A 25,032-nucleotide genomic window follows, 5' to 3' on the forward strand; every position below is an offset into this window, starting at 1 on the left:
ACGCCCGGCCTCCCCGCGAAAGACAAAGGCAAAAAAGCCCCTTACGGCTTTCCCCGTCCCGCTCCGTCATTATGTTTCCGTGCGTTGCAGCCGTGCAATACCGGCGTTAGGCTCGGCACTTAAACCGATGGGATGCCACAAGCAGCTTTAGCCCCCGCCTTGGACATCGAGACCCGCCTGCTGATCGTCGATGACGATCCCGGAATCCGCGAGCTTACCGCGGCCTTCCTGTCGCAGCATGGCTATGTCGTCGACACCGCATCGGGCGCCACCGAGATGCGCACCCTCACCGCGCGCAACGATTACGACCTGATCGTACTCGACGTGATGATGCCGGGCGAGGACGGCCTTTCGATACTCCGCTCGATGGATCGTGAGACCGGCCCCGCGGTGATCCTCCACTCGGTGATCGGCGAGGATATCGACCGGATCGTCGGGCTGGAAATGGGCGCGGACGATTATGTGCCCAAGCCCGCCAATCCGCGTGAGCTGCTGGCCCGCATCCGCTCGGTGCTGCGCCGCAGCCAGGGCGACCGCAGCGCCGCGCCGGCCGCGATCACCACCCGCGCCTTCATGCGCTTCGCCGGCTGGCGGCTCGATCCCGTGGCACGCCAGCTCTGGGATCCGGACGACGTCATCATCAACCTGAGCGACGGCGAGTTCCGCCTGCTGCTCGCTTTGGTCGAGCGCCCACGCCGGGTGCTGACCCGCGACATGCTGCTCGATCTCTCGCGTGGCCCCAATGCCGAGCATTTCGATCGTGCGATCGACGTGCAGATGAGCCGCCTGCGCAAGAAGCTGGCTCGGCCGGGCTCCGAGGACCTGATCCGCACGATCCGCAACGAAGGCTATATGTTCGTCACCGAAGTGACGACCAAGTAACCCCGTGACGCGGCGTTCGATCACCGTTCCGATCGTATTGCTCGTCATCGCCGCGGCGCTGATCGCGACGACGACGCAGTTCACGATCATGTTCAACGGCCCGCCGCCCGGGCCGGGGCCGTTGCCGCTTGCCCGCGTCGCCGAGGCGCTGCGTACTGGCACGGTGGCGCCCACCGCCCAGGCGCGGATGGCGATCACCCGCACCAGCGAGGACAAGTTCGGCCGCGAGGACGAGCGCCCCTCGCCGGCGCGCGACGCGGCGATCGCCCGGCTGATCGGCGTGCCGGCCGAGCGTGTTCACGGCCTCTACCAGTTCCCCGCGCGCGACCCCGAGCAGGACATGCACGGCAGCTTCACCGTCGCGCTGGAGGACGGCAATGGCTGGATCGTCGCCTCGAGCCTGTTCCGCCCCGCCTTCACCCGCTGGCACCTCGCCCGACTGCTGGGCATGCTCGGTGTGCTGCTGGTGCTGTCGCTGCTCGCCTGGGGCGTGGCGCGCCGCATTTCGCGCCCGATCCGCGATCTGGCGGGCGCCGCGACGCGCGTACGGCTCGGCGCCCGCCAGCCGATCCCGCACAACGGCCCGCGCGAAGTCCATGAACTCGCCCGCGCGCTCGATTCGATGCAGGAGCGCATCCTGGTCGAGGCGGAGAACCGCAGCGCGATGCTCGGCGCGATCGCGCATGACCTGGGCACTCCACTCTCCCGCATCGCCTTCTGGGTCGAGCAGCTTCCCGACGATGCCCGGCTGCGCGCCGAGGCGGACATCGAGGAGATGCGCGCGATGCTCAAGGCCGCGCTCAGCTTCACCCGCGACGGCCGCGACGGCGCCCCCCACGAGAAGCTCGACCTGGGCAGCCTGGTCGAGAGCCTGGTGGATGACCTCGCCACCGCCGGCAAGCCGGTGAGCGTGGAGCCTGGCCCACGCGCGGTGGTGCGGGGCGATCCCGCGGCGCTGCGCCGCCTGTTCGCCAATCTGATCGAGAATGCGGTGCGTTACGGTGAGCGCGCGCGTCTCGGCTGGAGCCTGGCCGAAGGCAAGGTGGACGTGGTGATCGAGGATGACGGGCGCGGCTTCGATCTCAGCCGGGCCGAGGCGCTGTTCGCGCCCTTCGTGCGCGGGGAGAGCTCGCGCAACCGCGAGACGGGCGGCACTGGCCTCGGCCTCGCCATCGTCCGCACGATCGCCGAAGCGCATGGCGGCGAAGTCACGCTGGAGAATCGCGCCGCCGGCGGCGGACGGGTGCGGGTGCGCCTGCCGGCCTGACTGCAACATGCTGCAACAATCGGCGACGCGGGGAAATCCCCGCGTGTGTCCGGCATGTGACTGAAGCCTCTGACCAAGGAGGCAGAATGGAACATCATGACGAGCACGACCTGGGCCTCGCCCACGACCTGAAGGCAATGACGCAGCTCGCCAGCCGGCGCCGGGCGCTGGGCTGGTTCGCCGGCGCCAGCGGCGCGGCGATGCTCGCGGCATGCGACGGCGGATCGAGCGGTACTGCCAGCAGCACGAGCAGCTCGGGCACCACCACCACCGCAACACCCACCCCCACAGCGTCGGCCACCGCCACGCCGACCCCGACCGCGACCTCCACCAGCAGCACCTGCGTCGTCGACCCCACCGAGACCAACGGCCCCTATCCCGCCGACGGCACCAACACCTCGAGCGGCGCGACATCGAACGTGCTCACCGCCAGCAACGTGGTGCGCAGCGACATTCGCTCCTCGTTCGTCGGCAGCTCGACCACGACGGCGGCGGGCGTGCAGGTCACGCTCACCCTCACCCTGGTCAATGTGAACGCCGCCTGCGCCCCGCTGGCCGGCTATGCCATTTATATCTGGCACTGCGACCGCGACGGGAAATACTCGCTCTACGACCTCCCGGCCGAGAGCTACCTCCGCGGCGTCGGCGTGACCGACAGCAACGGCCAGGTGACCTTCACCACCATCTTCCCGGGCTGCTATTCGGGCCGCTGGCCGCACATCCATTTCGAGGTATTCTCGAGCCTGGCCAACGCCACCGGCGGACGCTACGCCACGCTGATTTCGCAGCTCGCCATGCCGAGCGCCGCCTGCAGCACGGTCTACAACAACGCCACCGGCTACACGACGAGCATCCGCAACTTCGCGAGCGTCAGCATCAACAGCGACAATGTGTTCGGCGACAATACCAGCGCCCAGATCGCCCAGCAGACCCCGACGATGAGCGGCAGCGTCGCCGCCGGCTACACGGCGACCGCCGTGATCGGCATCGCACGCTGAACTCGGCCCGGCATCCCTGGTCACCCTGAACTTGTTTCAGCATCCAATTCTCCTCGAGCGGTATCGCCTGAGGAGCGTTGGATGCTGAAACAAGTTCGGTATGACAAAGGGGGCCGTCAATAGCCCCCTTCAAGCCGCTTTAGAGTATCATCCCGCCGCCGCCGCGGATCGCGAGCACGCGGCCGATCGAATCGAACAGCGCGTCCATCGCCACCGGCTTGAACAGCACGTCGTCGGCGCCCACCGCGAGGCAGCGCTCGCGCAGGTCCACCGCCGTATCCGCAGTGACCACGATGATCGGCAGCTCGCCCTTCTCGTCGCCGCGCGCGCGGATGCGCTCGATCGTCTCGAACCCGTCCATCCCCGGCATGCGCAGGTCGACCAGGATCACGTCGAAGCTCTCGGCATCGAGCATCGCCAGGCCTTCCTCGGCCCAGCTGGCCTCGGCCATGGTGGCCCCCGCAACGTCGAGCATGTCCTTCACGACCCGACGGTTCATCGGATCGTCCTCAATGAAGAGGATGTTCATGCCCGCCCGCCCGTGGCGACCGGTTTCCTCGAGATACGCGCGACCATTTCTGTCATGTCAGGTGTGCTATCGCCCTAAGCCGCCCGAGATACAAGCGGGTCCCCATCCCTCTTGTCGGAATTTTCTTCCGTCGGCGGAATGATAGCATCAATCAGGCTCGCGCCGGTAATAGGTTTTTCCAGTATTTTGCCGTCACTTGCCGCAATCAGCTCAGCCACGGTCTCCGCATCGGGCTTGAGCCAGAGAATGGTGTGGGAAACGCTTCCATCCGCCGCCCGCAGCGCGGTGAGCGCCTGGACGGGACCGTCGCCCTCGGCCTTGAGCGTGGCTTCGTCGGCGAGCAGGTGACCGACCCCGCCCTCCTCGAGCATCGGCAGCGCCTCGCCGACATTCGCCGCGAAGCGCAGCCGGGCGACGCGCGGCTCGAGCAGGGTGCGCAGCATCGAGCGGGCGATGGGGTTGCGATCGAGCACCACCAGGTCGATCCCGGTGCTGCTTTCGGCCGTCGCGGCAGTCTCCGGCGCCTCGGCGGGAACCAGCGGCAGATCGACGACAAAACGCGATCCCTTGCCGTCCTCGCTCTCCACCATGATGTCGCCGCCCAGCGCGCGCGCCAGGTTGCGGCAGATGGCCAGGCCCAGCCCGGTGCCGCCGAAGCGGCGCGTGGTGCTGGTATCGACCTGGCGGAAGCTCTCGAAGATCTCCTCGAATTTCTCGCGCGGGATGCCGATGCCGCTGTCCTCGATCGCCAGCTTGAGGCGGCGGGCATCGCCCTCCCCCTCGGCCACGGCACGCAGCGTCACGCCGCCCTTCTCGGTGAACTTGATCGCGTTGGAGAGCAGGTTGAACACCACCTGGCGCAGGCGGGTGGCGTCGCTGACGATCCAGTGCGGCGCATGGCTGAGCTCGAGCTTGAAATTCAGCCCCTTGGCGCGCGCCTGCTCCTCCCAGAGCTTGGTGACGTCCCGGAGCGTGGCGCACAGGTCCATCGGCGACGCCTCGACGCTGAGGTTGCCCGTCTCCATCTTGGCCACGTCGAGAATGTCGTCGACCAGCGTGCGCATCGTCACGCCGGCGCTGTGGACGATGCCGATCCGGTCGCGCGTCTGCGCTTCCAGCTTCGGGTCGGACAGCATCACCTGGGTCATGCCCAGGATGCCGTTCAGCGGCGTGCGGATTTCGTGGCTGGTCGTTGCCAGGAACTCGGTCTTGGCCTTGAGCGCCTTCTCCAGCGCGACATTGGTCTCGCCGAGCACGATGTTGGCGGCGCGCACCTTGTTGCGGCTCCGACGAATGGTGACGAGGCCCCAGCCCAGCGCGCCCATGACGATTACCGTCGCGCCGCCGATCAGCAGGAACATCGTCAGCTGGGTACGCGCGCGGTTCTCGGCCTCGCGGTTCTGCAGCGTCAGGATGTCGTTCTGCTGCTTGGCGTACTGGAACTGTGCCGCCATCAGCGCCGCGCTGGTCGTCGTCGCCACCTTTGAGGCTTCGTCGCCCAGCCGCTTCGCCGCCTCGAGATGGATCAGCGCCTCGCGGGTATCCCCGGCTCGGCTGAAGACCTGATAGGCGTACATATGGTCACCGCGGAACTCGACCGTCGTCTTCGCGATGTCGAAGCCCGCAAAGGCCTCGCGGATCAGACGCACCGCCCGTTCGGTGTTGCCCCGCTCCAGCTCGAGCGCCGCCGCGGTCGACAGGAGGTGCCGGCGCAGGAAATCGGCATCGACGCCCTTCAGCAGCTCGAACCCGCGCGAGATCAGCCGGCCGGCGACATCGAAGCGCTTCAGCTCGATCTGGCTGCGCGCATAGTTGCTGAGGATACGCGCCTCGAGCACGGGCTGGTCCATCTCGCGCGCGATGCGCAGCGCATCCTCATATTCCCGCCCCGCCTCGACGTTGCGGTCCATCGTGAGCAGCACGTTGCCACGATTGTTGTGCAGCGACAGCGAGAGCACCGGATCGCCGTCATACAGGTCGGCGGCCTGGCGGTAATATTGCTCGGCCCGGCCATTGTCGTTGGCCGAGCTGTAGAGCGATGCGATGTTCTGCAGCGCGATCGCCTGGCTACGCAGCTCCTTGACGTCGCCGAAGATGCGGAACGCGTTCTGGTAGCTGTCGAGCGCGCGCACCGCCTGGTCGCGCGCCATGAAGAAGGTACCCTGCGACATCAGCAGGTCGCCGCGCAGCTTGATCGGCTCCGGGATCGTCTCGATCAGCTTCAGCCCTTCGACGATCAGCGGCTGTGCCTGGGCGGGCTCGTCATTGCGCAAGCGCGCTTCGGCGGCGAGCCAGCGCGCGGTTGCCTGGGCGAGCATGGACTGGCGCGCATCGGGCAGCTGCCGGGCAAGCTTGTCGATCGCGTCGGCGTGGCGCAACGCCTCGGCCTGATCGCTCATCATGCTGCCCTTGGCCGCCTGGATCTCGGCCTGGATCGCAGGGGTGAATTCATTCGCCGGCTTGGCCGGTGCCTGGGCGAGCGCGGGGGCAGCCGTCAGCAGCGCGAGGAACGTCAGGAAAGCGTGGAGGCGCACGCGCATCAGGCGCGCTTCCAGAAGCTCTCGGGCCGGACGAACGACTGAAGCTGGCCGTTCGCAGTGTCGAGATGGCCGTCGTCCGCAAGGAACTTGCGGAACGCATCGAGCCCGAGCGGGCGGGAGATCAGGAAGCCCTGCACCATGTCGCAGCCCATCACGCTGAGCAGCGCCAGCGCCGACGGTGTCTCCACGCCCTCGGCGGTGACTTCCATCTCCAGCGCATGGGCCAGGTCGATCGTCGAGCGGACGATCAGCGGATCGCGATTGCTGCTGGTCAGCTGCATCACGAACATCTTGTCGATCTTGAGCTCGCGCGCCGGCAGCTTCTTGAGATAGGCGAGCGAGGACAGGCCCGCGCCATAATCGTCGATGGCAAGCGTCACGCCGCTGTCGGCGAAGAACTGCAGGTGGCGGATCGCGCTTTCCGGATCGCGGATCACCGCGGTTTCGGTGATCTCGAAGCCGAGCTTGGCGTCGGTGCTCGCCAGCATCTCGCAGACTTCGTTCACGAAGGCGGGGTCGGCCAGGAGCTGGCCGGAGATATTGACGAAGAGCAGCAGGTCGAAGCCGTCTTCGCGCAGCTTGCGCTGGTCCTCGATCACCTGGCGCAGCGTCCACAGCGTCAGCTTGGAGATTTCGCCTGCCTGCTCGGCGACGGAGATGAAGTCGCCCGGCAGGATCAGCCCGCGCGTCGGATGCTGCCAGCGGACCAGCGCCTCGGCGCTGGCGATCTCCTGGCGGCGGACATGCACCTTGGGCTGGTACTGGAGGAACATCTCGCCATTGGCGATCGCGCGCGGCAGTTCGCGCATCAGGGTCAGCTTGTCGAACGCCAGGTCCGCCCGCGACAGGTCGAGCATCACCACCCGGCCATCGACACGCGCCTGCTCGAGCGCGGATTCGGCGGCCTCGGAGAGGAGCACCTCGTCGTCCTCGACCGTGGGCGCGGCGGCGACGCCGATATGCATCTGGAGCTGGTGCGGCTCGCCGTCGATATCGAGCGTGGTCAGGAACGCCTTGTAGATCCGGTCCATATCGTCGGCGGCGACTTCGGGGGATTCGCGCTCGAACGCGATCTCCACGACCGCGCGGCCGGCGGCGGAAATTCGAACGTCGGGAATCAGCGAAGAGATTCGCCGCGCGACGTCCAGAACCAGCGAATCGGCCCTCGCGCGGCCGATATGGCGGCGCAGCGAAGCAAAATTCGCAATTTCACAAAGTCCGAGAACGCTCCAGTAACGCCCCTCGACGTGGCGATCGTTACTTGCCCGGTGCAGTTCGCGCTTGCCCGGCGCCTGGCGGCTGCGCGGGCGTGCGCGGATATCCATCGCGGCGTCCTGCGAAGCTCGCACTTGCACAAATTCCCTCGTGATTTCCGTATTTTCCACGGACCTCACGACTGCGCTCGAGATAGCGCTGGCCTGGTTAGCCAAGGGCTCTTTGCGTGCCGACATGCCCCGACGGTCTAGCCCGAGACCATTGAAGGAACCGTTAAATCCCGGGCGCTTCGGCATTTTCGATCACGCCAACTCCGCAGAAATCCGGATTGATTCATCGTTAAGCAGTCTTTAACCACGTGAATCGCGCACATGTGCGCACCGATGGGAGACTAAAAATGTTCGCGTTCTTTGAACTTATGTTCCGTGACGGTGCGAGCGGTAACGACATCCGCCCGTTCTAACCGGAACACTCATCCGGGCCGGCGGTGAAGCGACCTCCTGTGAGGCCGTGCTGACCGGCCCGGACGACAACGGAAGACAAAACCAAAAATGGCGGCCTTGGGCCGCCTTTTTTGTTGCCCGCGCCCTTCTCGCGCACGGCACCGGAGAAGCGGTTTGATCCAGCCCCTTGCCCCGGGCGCTGGCGTCGCTATCTGCGCAGCATAGTTTCTTCCCAAGGGGATCCACGTTGCGCATCGCTATGATCGGCACGGGCTATGTCGGCCTGGTTTCCGGCGCCTGTTTCTCGGACTTCGGCCATGACGTCGTCTGCGTCGACAAGGACGCACGCAAGATCGAGCTGCTTCACCAGGGCGTGATGCCGATCTACGAGCCGGGGCTCGACGCGCTGGTCGCCTCGAATGTGAAGGCCGGCCGCCTCTCCTTCACCACCGATCTGGCCGAAGGCGTCAAGGATGCCGATGCGATCTTCATCGCGGTCGGCACGCCCAGCCGCCGTGGCGATGGCCATGCCGATCTCAGCTATGTCTTCGCCGCCGCGCGCGAGATCGCCGAGAACCTGACCAAGGGCAGCGTGATCGTGACCAAGTCGACCGTGCCGGTCGGCACCGGCGACGAAGTCGAGCGTATCCTGGCCGAGGTCGCACCGAATATCGGCGCGAAGGTCGTCTCCAACCCCGAATTCCTGCGCGAAGGCGCCGCGATCGAGGACTTCAAGCGCCCGGACCGCGTCGTCGTCGGCACCGATGACGAGGGTGCGCGCGAAGTGATGCGCGCCATCTATCGCCCGCTCTCGCTCAACCAGTCGGCGCCGATCCTGTTCACCGGCCGCCGCACCAGCGAGCTGATCAAGTATGCGGCGAACGCGTTCCTGGCGGTGAAGATCACCTTCATCAACGAGATCGCCGATCTGTGCGAAGAAGTCGGCGCCGACGTGCAGGAAGTCGCGCGCGGTATCGGCATGGACAACCGCATCGGCGGCAAGTTCCTCCATGCCGGGCCAGGCTATGGCGGCTCGTGCTTCCCCAAGGACACGCTGGCGCTGCTCAAGACCGCCGGCGACAACGAGACCCCGCTGCGCATCGTCGAGGCGACCGTGCAGGTCAACGACGCCCGCAAGCGCGCCATGGGCCGCAAGGTCATCAAGGCGATGGGCGGCGATATTCGCGGCAAGACGGTCGGCCTGCTCGGCCTCACCTTCAAGCCGAACACCGACGACATGCGCGACGCGCCCAGCCTGTCGATCGTCGCGGCGCTGGAAGATGCCGGCGCCACGGTTAAGGCCTATGATCCGGAAGGCTTCGAGCAGGCCCGCCCGCTGCTGCCGAACGTCGAGTTCAGCGACAGCGCCTATGCCGCCGCGGACGGCGCCGATGCGCTGGTGATCGTCACCGAATGGGATGCATTCCGCGCGCTCGACCTTGGGCGGATCAAGTCGCTGCTCAAGGCGCCGCTTCTCGTCGACCTGCGCAACGTCTATCCGGCCGCGGAGGCCGAGCGTGCCGGGCTGACCCTGGTCGGCGTCGGCAAGCCGAAGCGCGGCTGATCCCGGCCGGACGGGGGGAGTAGATCGATGAAGGCCAGCCTGCTGCAGATGACGAGCGGGATCGATCCGGCCGCCAATGCGCGCACCATTTCCGATGGGGTTGCGCAGGCGGCGGCTGCCGGCAGCGCGATGCTGTTCACCCCCGAAATGTCCGGCCTGCTCGACGGCAATCGCGAGCGCGCCCGGGGCCATGTCGTGCCGGAAGACCAGGATCTGGTCCTCGCCGCCACGCGCGAGGCTGCCGCGAAGCACGGCATCTGGGTCCATCTCGGCTCGCTCGCGGTGAAGGGCGAGGGCGACAAGTTCCTCAACCGCGGCTTCGTCATCGACGATACCGGCGCGATCCGGGCGAGCTATGACAAGCTCCATCTGTTCGACGTCGATCTCGCCACCGGCGAGAGCTGGCGCGAGTCCAACACCTATCAGCGCGGCGAGCGGGCGATCCTGGTCGATACGCCGATCGGCCGGCTCGGCCTGGCGATCTGCTACGACATGCGCTTCCCGGACCTGTTCCGCGCGCTGAGCGACGCCGGCGCCACCGCCCTCGCCGTCCCCGCCGCCTTCACCCGCCCGACCGGCCAGGCGCATTGGCACGTGCTGCTGCGCGCCCGCGCGATTGAAGCCGAAGCCTTCCTCATCGCCGCCGCGCAGACCGGTGAGCATGCGGACGGCCGCGCCACCTATGGCCATTCGCTGGTGATCGATCCCTGGGGCGAGGTGCTGCTCGACATGGGCGAGCAAGCCGGGCTTGGCACCGCCGAGATCGATCTTGCGCGCATCGAGGACGTCCGTTCGCGCATCCCGGTGCTCCGCCACCGCCGCCCCATTCCTCCCGTCGAGACCTTCGCATGAGCACCAAGACCGAGAACACCAAGGTGTCGGCACCGATCGAGGACCGGCAGCAGCTGATCGACTATTTCGCCGGCGGCGAGAAGCCGAAGGAGCGCTGGCGGATCGGCACCGAGCACGAGAAGTTCGTGTTCGCGAAGAGCGACTTCCACGCCCCCAGCTACACCGAGCAGGGCGGCATCCGCGACCTGCTCGACGGGCTCACCGCCTATGGCTGGAAGCCCGTGCTCGAAGGCGACAACGTCATCGCCCTGTCCGGCCCCGACGGCACCGTCAGCCTCGAGCCCGCCGGCCAGCTCGAGCTCTCCGGCGCCCCGCTCGAGAACCTCCACGAGACCTGCAACGAGACCGGCCGCCACCTTGAGCAGGTCAAGCAGGTCGGCGAGCGGCTGGGGATCAACTATCTCGGCCTCGGCATGTGGCCCGACAAGACCCGCGCCGAGCTGCCGATCATGCCCAAGGGCCGCTACGAGATCATGCTGCGCCACATGCCGCGCGTCGGCAATCTCGGGCTCGACATGATGCTGCGCACCTGCACGATCCAGGTGAACCTCGACTATGCCTCCGAGGCGGACATGGCGCAGAAGTTCCGCGTCGGCCTCGCGCTTCAGCCGCTGGCGACCGCGCTCTTCGCCAACTCGCCCTTCACCGAGGGCAAGCCCAACGGCTTCCTCTCGTTCCGCTCGAACATCTGGTCGGACACCGATCCCGCGCGCACCGGCATGCTGCCCTTCGTGTTCGAGGACGGCTTCGGCTATGAGCGCTACGCCGAATACGCGCTCGATGTGCCGATGTACTTCGTCTACCGCGACGGCAAATATATCGACGCCGCCGGCCAGAGCTTCCGCGACTTCCTCAAGGGCGAGCTGCCCGCCTATCCCGGCCACAAGCCGACGATCGACGACTGGGCCGACCACCTCTCCACCGCCTTCCCCGAAGTCCGCCTCAAGACCTTCCTCGAGATGCGCGGCGCCGATGGCGGCCGCTGGGGCCGGATCTGCGCGCTGCCCGCGCTGTGGGTCGGCCTGCTCTACGACCAGGGCGCGCTCGATGCCGCCTGGGACCTGGTGAAGGGCTGGTCGATGGAGGAACGCGAGACGCTGCGCAGCTCGGTGCCGAAGCTCGCCCTCGACGCCCCGCTGCCCGGCGGCGGCAAGCTCAAGGACATCGCCGGCGAAGTCCTCGACATCGCCGCCGCGGGCCTCAACGCCCGCGCGCGCTTCAACGCCTCGGGCGACAACGAGTCCGGCTTCCTCGATCCGCTGCGCGAAGTGGTCCGCACCGGCAAGGTGCCGGCGCAGGTCCTGCTCGATCGCTTCAACGGCGATTGGGGCGGCGACATCCGCCGCGTCTATGAGGAAGCGCGGTTCTAGCCTCCCCGACCCGGGGGAGCACCGCCGGGAAGGCTAGTCCCTTGCCGAAGCGATATCCGCTCGACTTCGCGCAGCCGTCCGTCGATCGCGGCGACTTCGTCGTCGTCCCCCTTGCGGATGGCCGCAACGATCAGGTCGATCAGCTGCTGCGGGGCCGCGTCCCCGAAGCGCAGGAGCAACTCCTCGCCCGAGAGCACCGCGACGTCCCGAAGCACCATCCGCCCGCACTGGCCGATCTTCGGGGCGGATTCGGCCTTTCCACGCTTCACGCTCGCCATCATCGCTTCGTCTCACTGAACCGCCGCAAAGCCTGCTCCCGGCCCCGAAACCCGGAAATTGGTAAATTTACGTATTACCGTCCCCGGCACCCGAAAGGCGCCGACGGACCTTGCCCAGCCATATCTGTGGATTATGCCCCCCTGCGGGTTCGGCATGGCAAGGCCGGGCATCGCTGCTGTTAGGGAGCAACCATGGCCTTTTTCCTGGGGATAGACGCAGGCGGCAGCCATTGCCGCAGCCGGCTGGTTGACGAACACGGGACGATCCTCGGCACCGGGGAGAGCGGCCCCGCCAATACCCGTATCGGGATCGAGCGGCTCCACGCCGTGCTGAGCGAGGTCGTCCAGCAGGCGATCTCCGCCGCCGGGCTCGACCAGGGCCAGGCCGCGACGATCCGCGCCGGCATGGGCATCGCCGGCATCACCCGCACCGGCATGCGCGAGCAGCTCGCCGCTCTGCCCTTCCCCTTTGCCGACATCATCTTCGCCACCGATGCCGCGATCGCCAATCTCGGCGCGCATGCCGGGGCCGAAGGCGCCACGCTGATCATCGGCACCGGCAGCATCGCCGAGGTCCGCGTCGGCACCACCAGCTTCGCGATCGGCGGCTATGGCTTCCCGATCTCGGACGAGGGCAGCGGTGCCGCGCTCGGCCTCAGCGCGATGCGCCACGCGCTTCGCGCCCTCGACGGCCGCAGCGAAGTCACCGCGCTCAGCCACGCCGTCACTGCGGGCTTCGGGCACGACACCGCCCGCGCCGTTGCCTGGATGGATGCCGCGACCCCGAAGGACTATGCCGCCTTCGCCCCGCTCGTCATGGACTATGCCGAGAATAACGACGCGATCGCCCGCTCGATCGTCGAGGATGCCGCCCAGCATATCGAGCGCTTCATCGAGACGATCTTCGCCCGCGGCGCCGTCCGCTGCGCGCTTGCCGGCGGCCTCGCGATGCGGATCAAGCCCTGGCTGCGCGCCCGCACCGTCGCCCGGCTGACCGACGCCATCGCCGATCCGCTCGACGGCGCGCTGCTTCTCGCCGGCCTGTCCGCCTCTGTCCTCCCGACCCGGAAGCCGCATGTCGACTGAAGCCACCGACCCCCGCTATCGCGAACTCGATCGCTGGCCCACCGAGGCCGCCGTCGAGGCGATGCTCGAGGCCCAGCTCGCCGCGATCGCCGCGCTCAAGGCCCAGACCGCCCCGATCGCCGCCGCGATCGATGCCGCCGCCGAGCGGCTGCGCAGCGGCGGCCGCATCGCCTATGCCGGCGCCGGCACTTCGGGCCGGATCGGCGTGCAGGACGGGGTCGAGCTCACCCCCACCTTCAACTGGCCGTTCGAGCGGCTCGCCTTCCTCATCGCCGGCGGCCCCGCCGCGCTCACCCGCACCCAGGAAGGCGCCGAGGACAGCCGCGAAGCCGCGATCCAGACCGTGGCCGCCGAAGCGCTCGGCCCCGATGACGTGCTGATCGGTGTCGCCGCCAGCGGCCGCACCCCCTATGTCATCGCCGCGCTCGAAGCCGCCCGCGCCGCCGGCAGCCTGACCATCGGCGTCTCCAACAATCCCGACACCCCGGTCCTCGCCGCCGCCGAGCATGCGATCCTCGCCGACACCGGCAGCGAAGTCGTCGCCGGCTCCACCCGGATGAAGGCCGGCACCGCGCAGAAGGTTACGCTCAACCTGATCTCCACCGGGATCATGCTGCGCCTCGGGCTCGTTCACCACGGGCTGATGGTCAACATGCAGGTGTCGAACGCCAAGCTGCGCACCCGCGCGATCCGCATGGTCGCCACCCTCGCCGGCACCAGCGAGACCGTGGCCGAGGCCGCGCTCGACGCCGGGCGCCTCAACATCAAGCGCGCCGTGCTGATCGCCCGCGGTCTCGACGCCGCGGAGGCCGAGACCCTGCTCGCCGCCACCCAGGGCAGCCTCGGCGCGGCGCTGGACACGCTCGCGTGAAAGCCCTGGTCAACGGCCGCATGCTGCTGGCCGAAGGCTGGCGCGACGATGCCTGTGTGGTGATCGAGGGCGAGCGGATCGCCGCGATCCTGCCCGAGCCGCCCGCCGGTGCCGAGCAGGTCGATCTTGCCGGCCACACCCTGCTCCCCGGCTTCATCGATACCCAGGTCAATGGCGGCGGCGGCCGGCTGTTCAACGACGATCCGAGCGTCGAGACCCTGCGCATCATCGCCGGGACCCATCGCCGCTACGGCACGACCGGCCTGCTCCCTACCCTGATCAGCGACGATCTCTCGGTGATCGAGGCCGCCATCCAGGCGGTCGATGCCGCGATCGAAGCGGGTGTGCCCGGCATCCTCGGCATCCATATCGAGGGACCGTTCCTCAACCCGGTGCGCCGCGGCATCCATAGCGAGAGCAAGATCCAGCCGCTGCAGGACGGGTTCCTCGCGCTGCTCGAATCCGCCGGCCACGGCAGGACGCTCGTCACCCTCGCGCCCGAGGCCGCCACGCCCGATCAGGTCGCCCGGCTGGTCGCCGCCGGGGTGATCGTCTCGGCCGGCCATTCGGACGCCCCCTATGAGACGGTCCGCGCCGCGCTCGACAATGGCGCCACCGGCTTCACCCATATCTTCAACGCGATGTCGCCGCTCACCAGCCGCGCGCCCGGCATGGTCGGCGCCGCGCTCGAGGCACCGGACGCATATGCCGGCATCATCGCCGATGGCCACCACCTCCACCCCGCCACGCTGCGCGTCGCGCTCCGCGCCAAGGGGCCCGACCATCTGATGCTGGTCACCGACGCGATGCCCAGCGTCGGCAGCGACGAGGACCATTTCCTGATCCACGGCCGCGAGATCCACCGCGACGGCGACCGCCTGGTCGGCGCCGACGGCACGCTGGCCGGCTCCACCCTCACCATGGCCGGCGCGGTGAAGGGGATGATGGAACAGGGCCGCGTCCCGCTGGAAGTCGCTTCCCGCATGGCCTCGGCCACCCCGGCGGCCTTCCTCGGCCTGGCCGGCCAGCTCGGCCACATCGCCCCGGGCTACCGCGCGGACCTGGTGCTGCTCGACGATACCCTGGACGTGCAGCGCAGCTGGATTTCCGGCCTCTCCAGCTAGCGCTCACCGCTGGACCTATCCGCTCCCCGGCGAAAGCCGGGGCCCAGGGTTTCTCTGCCGTTTCGCTCTGTTACCCTGGGCCCCGGCTTTCGCCGGGGAACGGAGGAGCTTCGTCCAATCCATAAATCCTCCCCCGGAGGGGGAGGATTTGATCAGAGCCCCCCATCCTACTCCCCGCTAAACATAAACTAGATCGCGCTCCCTCAGCCCGCTTCCTAAATCGCCCCCCATGCTGCATTCCGGGAACATGACGGAGAACCAGGCTCAAGCGACCGCATCGCTCGCCCCCGCGCGCCTGACGCACCTCCAGCGGCTCGAGGCCGAGAGCATCCACATCCTGCGCGAAGTCGTCGCCGAGGCCGAGCGCCCGGTGATGCTCTATTCGATCGGCAAGGACAGCGCGGTGATGCTGCACCTCGCGCGCAAGGCCTTCTACCCCGCGCCGCCGCCCTTCCCGCTGCTCCATGTCGACACGACCTGGAAGTTCCGCGCGATGTACGATCTGCGCGACAAGGCCGCGCGCGACGCCGGCATGGAGCTGCTCGTCCACAAGAACCCCGAGGCCGAGGCGCTGGGGATCAACCCCTTCGATCATGGCGGCCGCCATACCGACATGTGGAAGACGGAAGGGCTCAAGCAGGCGCTCGACAAATACGGCTTCGACGCGGCCTTTGGCGGCGCCCGGCGCGACGAGGAGAAGAGCCGCGCCAAGGAGCGCGTGTTCAGCTTCCGTACCGCCTCGCATCGCTGGGACCCGAAGAACCAGCGCCCCGAGCTCTGGCACCTCTACAATGCCCGCAAGGAGAAGGGCGAGAGCATCCGCGTCTTCCCGCTCTCCAACTGGACCGAGCTCGACATCTGGCAGTACATCCTTGCCGAGGGGATCGAGATCGTTCCGCTCTATTTCGCCGCCCCCCGCCCGACGGTGGAGCGCGACGGCCTGCTGCTGATGGTCGATGACGAGCGCTTCCGCCTCAATCCCGGCGAACAGCCGGTCACCCGCTCGGTCCGCTTCCGCACCCTCGGCTGCTACCCGCTCACCGGCGCGGTCGAGAGCGAGGCGGATACGCTGGAGGCAGTGATCCAGGAGATGCTGCTGACCACCACCTCGGAACGCCAGGGCCGCGCGATCGACCACGACCAGGCGGCGAGCATGGAGAAGAAGAAGCAGGAGGGGTATTTCTGATGGCCCGCGTCCTTCTTCTTCGTCGCCCTGAACTTGTTTCAGGGTCCAACCCTCCACAAGCGAAGGCATCTGTCGTTGCGCCTTGGATGCTGAAACAAGTTCAGCATGACGGAGTGTGGGCATGACCTCCTACCGCCCCGACGCGCTCATCGCGTCCGACATCTCCGCCTATCTCCAGCTGCACCAGAACAAGTCGCTGCTGCGCTTCATCACCTGCGGAAGCGTCGATGACGGCAAGTCCACCCTGATCGGCCGGCTGCTCTACGATTCGAAGATGATCTTCGAGGATCAACTCGCGTCGCTCGAGGCAGACAGCAAGCGCGTCGGCACCCAGGGCGGCGAGATCGACTTCGCGCTGCTGGTCGATGGCCTCGCCGCCGAGCGCGAGCAGGGCATCACGATCGATGTCGCCTATCGCTTCTTCGCGACCGAGAAGCGCAAGTTCATCGTCGCCGACACGCCCGGCCATGAGCAGTATACCCGCAACATGGTGACCGGCGCTTCGACCGCCGATCTCGCGGTGATCCTGATCGATGCGCGCAAGGGCGTGCTCACCCAGACGCGGCGCCATTCCTATCTCTGCCATCTGCTGGGCATCCGCCACATCGTGCTGGCGGTGAACAAGATGGACCTGATCGGCTACGACCAGTCCGCCTATGACGCGATCGTCGAGGACTATCGCGCCTTCGCCGAGAGCATCGGCATCACCAGCTTCACGCCGATCCCGATCTCGGGGTTCAAGGGCGACAACATCACGGGCTCCAGCCCGAACACGATCTGGTACACCGGCCTGTCGCTGCTCCAGCATCTCGAGAGCGTCGAGATCGACGCGGACGCCGATGCCGCGCGCCCCTTCCGCCTGCCGGTGCAGTGGGTGAACCGGCCGAACCTCGATTTCCGCGGCTTTGCGGGGATGATCGCGGCGGGCACGGTGCGGCCGGGCGACAAGGTGCGGATCCTGCCCTCGGGGCAGGTCACCGAGGTGGCGCGGATCGTCGCTTTTGGTGGCGATCGGGAGCAGGCGGTTGCGGGCGAGAGCGTCACGCTTACATTGGCGGACGAGGTCGATTGCTCGCGCGGCAACGTGATCGCGGCGGCGGATGCGCCGCCCCAGGTCGCGGATCAGTTCCAGGCGACGATCGTGTGGATGGACCAGGCGGAGCTGCTGCCGGGGCGGGCCTATTGGCTCAAGCTCGGCACCCAGACGGTCAGCGCGACCGTCCAGCCGCCGCGCCATGCCGTGTGCGTCAATACGATGGCCGAGCTGAGCGTGAAGACTCTGGGCCTGAACGACATCGGAATTGCCGAGGTTTACACCGACCGCGGAGTGGTTTTCGAATCCTACGCCCAAGGCAAGGACCTTGGTGGATTCATCCTGATCGACAAGGCCACGAATGCGACTGTGGCCGCCGGAATGCTCAATTTCTCGCTGCGGCGAGCCCAGAATGTCCATTGGCAGGCCGTGGAAATCAACCGCGAGGCCCATGCCAAACAGAAGCACCAGGCACCCCGGCTGCTCTGGTTCACGGGCCTTTCCGGCTCGGGCAAGTCGACCATCGCCAATCTGGTCGAGAAGAAGCTGCACGCCATGGGCAAGCACAGCTTCCTCCTCGACGGCGACAATATCCGCCACGGCCTTAACAAGGACCTTGGCTTCACCGATGCGGATCGCATCGAGAATATCCGCCGCGTCGGCGAAGTCGCGAAGCTGATGACCGATGCGGGCCTGATCGTCCTCACCGCGTTCATCTCGCCCTTCCGGGCCGAACGCGAACTGGTCCGCCGCATGCTTCCCGAAGGTGAGTTCTTCGAGATCCATGTCGATACGCCGCTGGAAGTCGCCGAAGCGCGGGACGTGAAGGGCCTCTACAAAAAGGCCCGCGACGGCCAGATCGCCCACTTCACCGGCATCTCCAGCCCCTATGAGGCACCGGAGGCGCCGGAAATCCGGGTGGACACCACGCGCGAGAGCCCCGAGGACGCAGCCGAACGGATCGTGGAGACGATCATGGGCACGTGGAGTCCGGTGATTTGAACGACGCTGAACTGGCCAGGGAAGTCGCCGAGGAGGCCGGCGCGCTGCTGCTGCGCATCCAGAACGAATGCGCCGGCGGAGATCGCGGCGACCGCGAGGCCAATGCGATGATCCTCGCCGCGCTGGCGCTGGCACGGCCCGACGATGCGGTCCTCTCCGAGGAATCAGCGGACGATCCCGCGCGGCTGTCTGCCAGCCGGGTGTGGATCGTGGACCCGCTCGATGGCACGCGCGAATTCGCCGAGCGACGCGGTGACTGGGCAGTGCACATCGCCCTCGCCATCGATGGCGCGCCGGCAGTAGGCGCGGTCGCCCTGCCCCGTCTTGGCTGCACGCTCTCGAGCGATTGCCCGCCCGCCTTGCCCGAAGGTGAGCTGCCGCCCCGCATGCTGGTGAGCCGCACGCGCCCAAGCCAGCTCTGCGCCGGCGTGGGCGAGCGGATCGGAGCGGTGCATATCGGCATGGGCTCGGCCGGTGCCAAGGCAATGGCAGTGGTGCGCGGCGAGGCCGAGATCTATCTCCATTCGGGCGGCCAGCACCAATGGGACAATTGCGCGCCGGTCGCGGTAGCGCTCGCAGCCGGGCTCCACGCTTCGCGGATCGACGGCAGCCCGATCGTCTACAATCAGGCGAGCACAAGCATTCCGGACCTGCTGATCTGCCGCAAGGAATGGGCACCGATCGTGCTTGAGGCAGTGAAGGACTGCGGCGCGGATCTCTGAGATTTCGCCGCTAAGTGTGTCGCGCTGATTCCCAGCGACTCGCGGATTCAACGCGAGTCGCGCGTAGACGCCGATTCCAGGACATGGTAAACGCTCCGTTTGGGAGGGGCGTTTTTTGACTGCCGATATCTGGTTCTTTCTGGCGATCGGATTCAGCTTTGCGGGCTATGCGACCTACCTGATCGGGCTGCGTCGTGAGCTGGTGGAGCCGAACCGTGCGTCATGGCTGATCTGGAGCGCAGCGACCACGCTCGAGGCACTGACCTATGCCGCCGTCAATCCCGGCGCGCCGCAGGGCTGGGTGTTCGCGCTGTCCTCGATCGCCTGCATCCTGGTGACGATCGGCATCTGGCGGCGCTCCTCCTGGGCCCCGCCCTCGCCCACCGAGACCTTCTGCATCGCCGCCAGCCTGAGCGCGTTGCTGCTGTGGCTCGTCTTCCGCGAAGCCTTCTGGGCGCACATGCTGGTAGTGCTCGCGGTGCCGGTAAGCTTCTGGCCGACCTGGGCCAGCGTCTGGACCGATCGTAACCGCGAACGCTCCCCGGCCTGGGGTCTGTGGACCTTCGGTGACCTGGCCACGCTGCTGATCGCCGTACGCGGCGCCGAGCCGAGCGTCGCCGAACTCGCCTATGTGATCGTCGAGTTCCTCTGCCATGCCAGCGTCTGGTTCCTGATCGGCCTGGCGACGATCAACCCGCTGCGCTCCTTCGGCACCCGCCGCGGCGGGCTGCGCTGGCTCGATCGCTACCGGCCTTCAGGCAATCTCTTCAAGGTGGGTGACAACCATCTGGGCAAGGCTGTCTATGCCGCAAGCGGCTTTGCCGAAGGCGACGTGCTGATCGAGTTCACCGGCCGCCGCTTCCGTGCCGACCAGATTCCCAGCCTGATGCGCGGCAGCAACGACCGCTTCGTCCAGGTGACGCCCGACCATTATATGGGCCCGTCCGGCCGGATCGACGACCTGGTCAACCATAGCTGCGATCCCAATGCCGGACTGCGCTTCACCGATCGCGGCGTATTCCTGGTCGCCGTGCGTGCGATTCAACCGGGCGAGGAGATCGCCTGGGACTATTCGACGACGCTTCGGGAATCGAACTGGCACATGATCTGCCAGTGCCGTTCGGAACAATGCCGCCGGGTGATCGGGAACTTCGACAGCCTCGATCCGGACCGGCAGGAGTGGTTCCGGGCGCGGAACCTGGTCGCACCCTATCTGCGGCGGAAGGATGAGGTGGCGGGTCCCCACCGCGCCGCCGGGCAGCGTTAGGCCGCCATCCCGCTCGGCTGGGCCAGTTGGGCAGTCCCCAGCGTCAGGATCGCCTTGGCGCCCGTGCCCCTGCCGTCGCTGAGCAGGTCGAGCCTGCCTTCCATCGCCAGCATCGAATTCGCGCACCAATGCAACCCCAGCCCGCCCGACTTGTGCGCGCGGGTGGAGAAACCGCGCTGGAACAGCGTGGGTGCAGTCGATGGATCGAAGCCCTCGCCATCGTCGCGGATATGGATTTCGGTGTTCTCGCCCTTCTGCTGGATCGTCACCGCGATCGAACCGCTGGTCCGCCCCGTCGCCGCGATTGCCTCGGCAGCATTCGCGAATAGGTTGCCGACCACCTGGCTGAGGATCACCCGGTTCGCCATCACCCATTGCGGCTTTGACGGGAAGCTGAAGGCAATCGAGTTCTCGCCCGAATACCGCGCGATCGTGGCGTTCTGGGCGACGATATCGGTGATATCGCAGGCATCGAGCGGCGGACGTTCGTGCGCCGCCTCCTGCTGCTGGCCGATGATCTCCAGCACATGGTGGAGCGCCTCGCGACCGATCGTGATCTGCTCGCGCCGATCGCTGCGTTCCTGCTCCACGCTTTCGATCGCAGCAGCGAGAAAGGCGACCAGCTTCTGCCGGCGCACCGCCGGGATCTCCTCGCCCGCCAGCTCGCCGAGCGCGCGATCGAGCAGTGCGCGGTCCATCGGCGCCCCCGTTCCCAGCCCCTGGCTGAGCACCGTGCTGATCGGGTTCAGTGCGTTGCGGACATTGTGCATCACCGCGACCGCGCTTTCGCTGCGGCCGAGCGAGAAGCTCTGCACCTCGAGCTGCTCGCGCAGGTCCTTGAGCTGCTTGAGCATCGAATTGAAGCTGGTGACGAGGCTGCCGATCTCGTCATCGCGCTCCTTGTCGGTGAGCAGCCCGAGCGTGCCCGACGCGCGAACCACGCCCATATGCTGCTCGACCCGCTTGAGCGGCCCGAGCACGAGCCGCGCGATCATCCGGCGCAGCACCAGCAGGACGATCGCCAGCAGGATCGACGACCCGACCACCGCGAGCACCAGCATACGGGTACCCAGCGTAGAGAGGTCACGCGGCACGGTGTAGGTGGCGGTGGCGACCGAGCGGCCATCCGGGCCCGGGACCGGCACGGCGATACGGGTGCGGGTGGTGCCGGGCGTCTTGGTGACTTCGGCTACGGGATTGTCGAGCGCGAGGCTCGCCTTGAGCTGGAGCAGGGTGCTGAGCTGGCTTGCGGTGACGGCGCGCGCCATTAGCACATAGCCGCGCGGACTTCCGCTGCCATCGCTCTTGCGCACCTGCGCGACGCCTATTGCGGCCAGCCTATCGCCCAGCCGCATGAAGAAGCCGGCCGAACTCTGGCCGTGCAGTGCCCCCGAGAAATCGAGCTTGGAGATAGCGGTCGTCAGCTGCGCGCGCATCGCCGGCACATCGGCCTGTTTCTCGAGATCGAGCCAGCGGGCGATGACGATCGAGCGGTCCGGCCGGACATAGGCCATGCCGTTGACGTCGAGATTGACCATGGCGAGCGTCGAGAAGCTCTCTTCCTCGAATGCCCTGGTCGGGTTCGCCATGTAGTCGTAGGACGAGTTCCAGTCGCCATAGTCACGCACGGCGTTCTCGACCTTGGCCGAGACGTCGTGAACCACCGCTTCGGTGCGCGCGACATGCGCATTCACGGCGTCGCGCTCGAGCTGGTTGAAGCTCGGCGTGATGACGGTAGCCAGCATCAACGTAAGCGCGGCGGCGCCGACCACGCCGACGCCGGTGAGGATCAGGACCAGTTTCGCGCCGAGCGAGGCCGGCGCCTTGAGGCGCCCCCGGGTTGGCATCAGCCGTGCGTCCCGTTGCTCAGTTCGGCCTCAGGCTCCTCGATGCCCATATAGCGCTTGTTGGCGAGCACCAGCGCATCCTCGGCATCCATCGGACGGGCGAGATAATAGCCCTGGAGATGGCTGCAGCCGGCCAGGCGGAGCGCCTGGAGCTGCGCTTCAGTCTCCACGCCCTCGGCCACCACTTCCATGCCCAGCGCACGGCCGAGATGGATGATCGAGTGGACGATCGCCGCGCTCTCGCGCTCCCGGCCCATGCCGTCGACGAAGCTGCGATCGATCTTCAGGCAGTCCAGCGCGAAGCGGCGGATATTGTAGAGGCTCGAATAGCCGGTGCCGAAATCGTCGAGCGCGATGCGGAAGCCCATCTGGCGGAGCTTGAACAGCGTCTCGGCGGCACGTTCGACATCGTCGAAGATCGCCGTCTCGGTGATCTCGATCTGGAAGCGGCCGGGCTCGACGCCGGCATTGGCGACGCGCTCCATCACATGCGCCACGAAATTGTGGCGGCGGAACTGGCGCGGCGAGAAGTTCACCGACACATATTGCCCCGGCCAGGTCTTGAGCGTCTCGACGGCACGGTCGATCACCCAGTCGCCCAGTTCGTGGATCAGGTTCGATTCCTCGGCGATCGGGATGAACATGCCCGGCGAGACCATGCCATATTCCGGGCTGCACCAGCGGATCAGCGCCTCGAAGCCCGTGATCTCGAGCTGGTCGCGACCGACGATCGGCTGGAAGACGAGCTTGAGCTCGCCCTTCGCGATAGCCTCGGAAAGCCCGCCTTCGATCTGACGGCGGAATCGGATCGATTCGTCCATCGCCTCGTCGAACAGGCGAACGATACCGCGGCCATTGTGCTTGGCCTCGTTGAGCGCGAGGTCGGCACGGCGCATCACGTCGATCGGATCATGGATCGTGCCGGGCTCGACCACCATAAGGCCGACCGAGGCCCCGCCCTGCACCGAGTGACCGAACACCTTGAAGCTGACCGAAACCGCCTTAAGCAGGCGCTCGGCGACCATCGTCGCCTCGTCCTCGCCGGTCACGGGATAGAGCATCGCGAACTCGTCGCCGCCCAGCCGCGCGACAAAACCTTCTGCCGGCACGTTCGTCTGGAGAATCTCGCAGACCATGCGAATCAGCTCGTCGCCGGCGAGATGGCCGAGCGTATCGTTGACGATCTTGAACCGGTCGAGGTCCATCATCGCCATGGCGAAGCACTGGTCGCCCTTCACCGCCTTGCCGAGCATGTGGAGGAACGAGAGGCGGTTGGGCGCGTCGGTGAGCGAATCATGGTTGGCGATGTGGACGGCGCGGGATTCATTGGCGGCCAGTTCGAGCTTCTGCTCCTCGAGCAGCGCGATGGCGCTGCGCAGCTTGCCGTCGGCTTCCCAGCGATGCGCAAGCGCGGTCGCCGTCTGCATCACCTCTTCCGCCTGGAAGGGCTTGGCGATGTAGAAGATCTTGTCGGCGGGGCCGGCGGCGCGGCTGATGTCGAGCGGGGAGAAGTCGGAATAGCCGGTGACGATCACCAGATTGATGTCGGGATCGAGCGCGCGGATGCGGCGAGCGGTTTCCTTGCCATCGATGCCCGGCGGCATGCGCACGTCGATGAACGCGACGGCGAAACGCTTACCGGTCTCGATCGAGTCCTGGATCGCCTCGACGGCATCCAGGCCCTGGTTGAAATGGGCACAGTCGAAGTCGATCGCGTCATTGGCGGGCTCTGACGGTGCGTCATCCTCGTCGCCGAACAGCTCGGCCGCCATGGCGCTCAGCGCGGTCGCGTTGCCGCCCCGGCGGCTCCCGAACACCTGGCGGTACGACTCGTGCATCGCCGGTTCGTCGTCCACGATCAAAATGCGCACTTGCGAAATCCCCTCGCTCATCCCTGCAAACGAGGTAAGCGGACAGCGTTAAGGAGCGGTAAAATCATTACGCCTCCGAGAGGGAAAGGCGCCGGACAAGGTTAAGGATGACGCGCGGTTTACCCGTCGATCCGGCCACGATAGCAAGGCTGGATAACAGGAGGATGCATGACCGACCCGCTCGCCGCCCGATCGCTGCTGTTTGCACCGGGTGATTCCGAACGCAAGATCACCAAGGCAGGCGCGAGCGAAGCGGATCTGGTGCTGCTCGATCTGGAAGACGCGGTGGCCGAGGCGAACAAGCCCGCCGCCCGCACGCTGGTCGCCCAGCATCTCAAGACAGCCGAGCGCGCCCAGCAGCAATGGGTACGGATCAACCCCCTCGACACCCCGCATGCCCTGCCCGACCTCGCGGCGATCGTGCCCGGTCGCCCCGACGGGATCATGCTTCCCAAGGCCAGTCGCGCCGAAGCGGAACTGCTTCATCACTATCTGACTGCACTGGAGGCCGCGCATGGCCTTCCCCAGGGCGGCATCCGCACGATCGTGGTGGCAACGGAGACCGCGCAGGCGATCTTCGGGCTTGGTGACTATGCCGGCTGCCCGCGCCTCGCCGCGCTCACCTGGGGGGCCGAAGATAGCGCCACGGCGCTGGGCGCGACGCACAACCGCGACGAGGCGGGGGAATATGATTTCCCCTATCAGGTCTTCCGCGCCCTCGCCCTGACCGGGGCGGCAGCGGCAGGCGTAACGCCGATCGAAACGATCCATGGCGATTTCCGTGACCTGCAGGGGCTGGAGAAGGTCGCAACCAAAGCGCGCCGCGCGGGTTTCCGCGGGATGCTCGCGATCCATCCCGATCAGGTGCCGGTGATCAACCGCGCCTTCTCCCCTTCCCCGGCCGAGATCGAGCGCGCCGAGAAGATCGTGGCCGTCTTCGCGGCTAATCCGGCTATGGGTACGATCGGACTGGAGGGCGAGATGCTCGATATGCCGCATCTGAAGCGCGCCAAGGCCGTGCTGGCGATGCGCCGGTGATATGCGTTGATTTGCCGTAGCCTGGCTAGGACATTGCTGATGCAGCT

General features: G+C 67.0%; 20 protein-coding genes. 14 read left to right on the plus strand and 6 right to left on the minus strand.

Features of this window, described 5'->3' with window-relative positions:
* Nucleotides 1-132 precede the first annotated feature (132 nt).
* The 3 genes from AC1RJ5_RS06705 (at nucleotide 133) to AC1RJ5_RS06715 (ending at nucleotide 3,147) form a co-directional block, all read left to right on the plus strand.
* Nucleotides 133-882 (plus strand): response regulator, encoded by a 750-nt coding sequence (locus tag AC1RJ5_RS06705; RefSeq protein WP_269574570.1) that lies wholly within the window; start codon nucleotides 133-135, stop codon nucleotides 880-882.
* 4 nt (nucleotides 883-886) lie between these two features.
* Nucleotides 887-2,149, plus strand: a complete 1,263-nt coding sequence (locus AC1RJ5_RS06710; RefSeq protein ID WP_269574569.1) for an ATP-binding protein — start codon at nucleotides 887-889, stop codon at nucleotides 2,147-2,149.
* 86 nt (nucleotides 2,150-2,235) lie between these two features.
* The gene (locus AC1RJ5_RS06715) at nucleotides 2,236-3,147 is read left to right on the plus strand and encodes a dioxygenase family protein (RefSeq protein WP_493112396.1); all 912 of its coding nucleotides are present in this window, start codon (nucleotides 2,236-2,238) and stop codon (nucleotides 3,145-3,147) included.
* Between the two features lie 139 nt (nucleotides 3,148-3,286).
* On the opposite strand, the gene AC1RJ5_RS06720 is transcribed toward AC1RJ5_RS06715, so the two are convergent.
* The 3 genes from AC1RJ5_RS06720 to AC1RJ5_RS06730 form a co-directional block, all read right to left on the minus strand.
* Nucleotides 3,287-3,676 carry a response regulator gene (locus AC1RJ5_RS06720; RefSeq protein WP_184168197.1) on the minus strand — a complete coding sequence of 130 codons (390 nt, stop codon included), beginning with the start codon at nucleotides 3,674-3,676 and terminating at the stop codon, nucleotides 3,287-3,289.
* A gap of 74 nt (nucleotides 3,677-3,750) precedes the next feature.
* Nucleotides 3,751-6,216: a tetratricopeptide repeat-containing sensor histidine kinase gene (locus tag AC1RJ5_RS06725; protein ID WP_493112398.1), complete on the minus strand. Its 2,466-nt coding sequence runs from the start codon at nucleotides 6,214-6,216 to the stop codon at nucleotides 3,751-3,753.
* Complete coding sequence (locus AC1RJ5_RS06730) at nucleotides 6,216-7,565, minus strand: GGDEF domain-containing phosphodiesterase (RefSeq protein WP_269574566.1); 1,350 nt, start codon at nucleotides 7,563-7,565, stop codon at nucleotides 6,216-6,218. Before AC1RJ5_RS06730 ends, AC1RJ5_RS06725 begins: the two co-directional genes overlap by 1 nt.
* 556 nt (nucleotides 7,566-8,121) lie before the next feature.
* Between AC1RJ5_RS06730 and AC1RJ5_RS06735 the strand changes: the two genes are divergently transcribed.
* Genes AC1RJ5_RS06735 through AC1RJ5_RS06745 form a run of 3 tightly spaced genes read left to right on the plus strand, consistent with a single transcriptional unit; the run spans nucleotide 8,122 to nucleotide 11,660 of the window.
* On the plus strand, nucleotides 8,122-9,438 hold the full coding sequence (locus AC1RJ5_RS06735; RefSeq protein WP_269574565.1) for a UDP-glucose dehydrogenase family protein: 1,317 nt from the start codon (nucleotides 8,122-8,124) through the stop codon (nucleotides 9,436-9,438).
* A 27-nt stretch (nucleotides 9,439-9,465) separates the two neighbouring features.
* The gene (locus AC1RJ5_RS06740) at nucleotides 9,466-10,290 is read left to right on the plus strand and encodes a carbon-nitrogen hydrolase family protein (protein ID WP_493112401.1); all 825 of its coding nucleotides are present in this window, start codon (nucleotides 9,466-9,468) and stop codon (nucleotides 10,288-10,290) included.
* On the plus strand, nucleotides 10,287-11,660 hold the full coding sequence (locus tag AC1RJ5_RS06745) for a glutamate--cysteine ligase (RefSeq protein ID WP_493112403.1): 1,374 nt from the start codon (nucleotides 10,287-10,289) through the stop codon (nucleotides 11,658-11,660). Before AC1RJ5_RS06740 ends, AC1RJ5_RS06745 begins: the two co-directional genes overlap by 4 nt.
* On the opposite strand, the gene AC1RJ5_RS06750 is transcribed toward AC1RJ5_RS06745, so the two are convergent.
* Nucleotides 11,657-11,929, minus strand: a complete 273-nt coding sequence (locus AC1RJ5_RS06750; RefSeq protein WP_269574562.1) for a hypothetical protein — start codon at nucleotides 11,927-11,929, stop codon at nucleotides 11,657-11,659. The genes AC1RJ5_RS06745 and AC1RJ5_RS06750 overlap by 4 nt on opposite strands.
* Nucleotides 11,930-12,130: 201 nt before the next feature.
* On the opposite strand from AC1RJ5_RS06750, the gene AC1RJ5_RS06755 reads away from it, so the two are divergent.
* From AC1RJ5_RS06755 to AC1RJ5_RS06785, 7 genes are all read left to right on the plus strand, one after another.
* Nucleotides 12,131-13,024: a glucosamine kinase nucleotide-binding domain-containing protein gene (locus AC1RJ5_RS06755; RefSeq protein WP_269574561.1), complete on the plus strand. Its 894-nt coding sequence runs from the start codon at nucleotides 12,131-12,133 to the stop codon at nucleotides 13,022-13,024.
* The gene (locus AC1RJ5_RS06760) at nucleotides 13,014-13,895 is read left to right on the plus strand and encodes an N-acetylmuramic acid 6-phosphate etherase (RefSeq protein ID WP_493112406.1); all 882 of its coding nucleotides are present in this window, start codon (nucleotides 13,014-13,016) and stop codon (nucleotides 13,893-13,895) included. The genes AC1RJ5_RS06755 and AC1RJ5_RS06760 overlap by 11 nt, the downstream gene beginning before the upstream one ends.
* Nucleotides 13,892-15,019: an N-acetylglucosamine-6-phosphate deacetylase gene (gene nagA, locus AC1RJ5_RS06765; protein ID WP_493112408.1), complete on the plus strand. Its 1,128-nt coding sequence runs from the start codon at nucleotides 13,892-13,894 to the stop codon at nucleotides 15,017-15,019. Before AC1RJ5_RS06760 ends, nagA begins: the two co-directional genes overlap by 4 nt.
* Nucleotides 15,020-15,266: 247 nt before the next feature.
* Nucleotides 15,267-16,205 carry a sulfate adenylyltransferase subunit CysD gene (cysD, locus tag AC1RJ5_RS06770; protein ID WP_184168367.1) on the plus strand — a complete coding sequence of 313 codons (939 nt, stop codon included), beginning with the start codon at nucleotides 15,267-15,269 and terminating at the stop codon, nucleotides 16,203-16,205.
* A 121-nt stretch (nucleotides 16,206-16,326) separates the two neighbouring features.
* Entirely contained in the window at nucleotides 16,327-18,240 is a 1,914-nt protein-coding gene (gene cysN / locus AC1RJ5_RS06775; protein WP_493112410.1) for a sulfate adenylyltransferase subunit CysN, read from the plus strand.
* Nucleotides 18,237-18,962 (plus strand): 3'(2'),5'-bisphosphate nucleotidase CysQ, encoded by a 726-nt coding sequence (locus tag AC1RJ5_RS06780; protein ID WP_342251179.1) that lies wholly within the window; start codon nucleotides 18,237-18,239, stop codon nucleotides 18,960-18,962. Before cysN ends, AC1RJ5_RS06780 begins: the two co-directional genes overlap by 4 nt.
* A gap of 115 nt (nucleotides 18,963-19,077) precedes the next feature.
* On the plus strand, nucleotides 19,078-20,229 hold the full coding sequence (locus tag AC1RJ5_RS06785; RefSeq protein WP_493112412.1) for an SET domain-containing protein: 1,152 nt from the start codon (nucleotides 19,078-19,080) through the stop codon (nucleotides 20,227-20,229).
* On the opposite strand, the gene AC1RJ5_RS06790 is transcribed toward AC1RJ5_RS06785, so the two are convergent.
* On the minus strand, nucleotides 20,226-22,076 hold the full coding sequence (locus AC1RJ5_RS06790) for a sensor histidine kinase (protein WP_269574556.1): 1,851 nt from the start codon (nucleotides 22,074-22,076) through the stop codon (nucleotides 20,226-20,228). The two genes, AC1RJ5_RS06785 and AC1RJ5_RS06790, sit on opposite strands and share 4 nt — an antisense overlap.
* Complete coding sequence (locus AC1RJ5_RS06795) at nucleotides 22,076-23,968, minus strand: putative bifunctional diguanylate cyclase/phosphodiesterase (protein WP_269574555.1); 1,893 nt, start codon at nucleotides 23,966-23,968, stop codon at nucleotides 22,076-22,078. Before AC1RJ5_RS06795 ends, AC1RJ5_RS06790 begins: the two co-directional genes overlap by 1 nt.
* 147 nt (nucleotides 23,969-24,115) lie before the next feature.
* Here AC1RJ5_RS06795 and AC1RJ5_RS06800 point away from each other — a divergent pair, with 147 nt between their 5' ends.
* Nucleotides 24,116-24,985 (plus strand): HpcH/HpaI aldolase/citrate lyase family protein, encoded by an 870-nt coding sequence (locus AC1RJ5_RS06800; RefSeq protein ID WP_342251181.1) that lies wholly within the window; start codon nucleotides 24,116-24,118, stop codon nucleotides 24,983-24,985.
* Nucleotides 24,986-25,032: the final 47 nt, after the last annotated feature.

The organism is Sphingomonas sp. GW822-FHT03G08, from assembly GCF_058801135.1.